The sequence below is a fragment of the Vibrio sp. JZG120 genome (assembly GCF_053890955.1).
In genome coordinates this window covers 1-509 of record NZ_JBSRRK010000051.1, presented here as the reverse complement: position 1 = coordinate 509, position 509 = coordinate 1, and the positions used below count along the sequence as shown (strand labels likewise).

Here is a 509-nt window from a genome sequence, read left to right as displayed (position 1 = left end):
AGGTAATTGAAGAGCTGATCCAGTGGGCTAAAGAGATGCAGGCTGACGCTGAGATGATGGATAAGCTCAACCTATCTACTGATGAAATAGCGTTTTACCGTGCATTGGTCACCAACGAAGCTTCTGTGCGAACCCTAGGCGATGACAACCTTCGTCAACTCGCCATTGAACTCACTCACCAACTGCGTAAGTCCGCTACGGTAGATTGGCAGAAACGTGAGAGTGTCCGTGCTCGTATGCGCAACCTTGTACGTCGTTTACTGCGTCGTTGGAAGTACCCACCTGATGCGGCTGAAGAGGCGATTAAGCTTGTTCTCGATCAGGCTGAAGTGCTAGCTGATGGGTGGTATGCAGCATGATTTTAATAGAGGCAAGGTGTGAAAACCTTGCCTTTTGCATATTTATTTATCATTGACTTCCACTTTAGTGGGGTATTTGGCTCGGTCAGAATACATTAAGTAATGAATATAGGGTTATTTAGAGCATCGACCCTAAATGATTTTTGTCCA

The 509-nt window shown here is 45.8% G+C and carries 1 protein-coding gene; it reads left to right on the top strand.

The features are described from left to right. Nucleotides 1-359: type I restriction enzyme endonuclease domain-containing protein (locus ACWPOD_RS23750; RefSeq protein WP_456232309.1), on the top strand; the 359-nt coding region annotated here is incomplete at its 5' end. Between the last annotated feature and the right edge of the window lie 150 nt (nucleotides 360-509).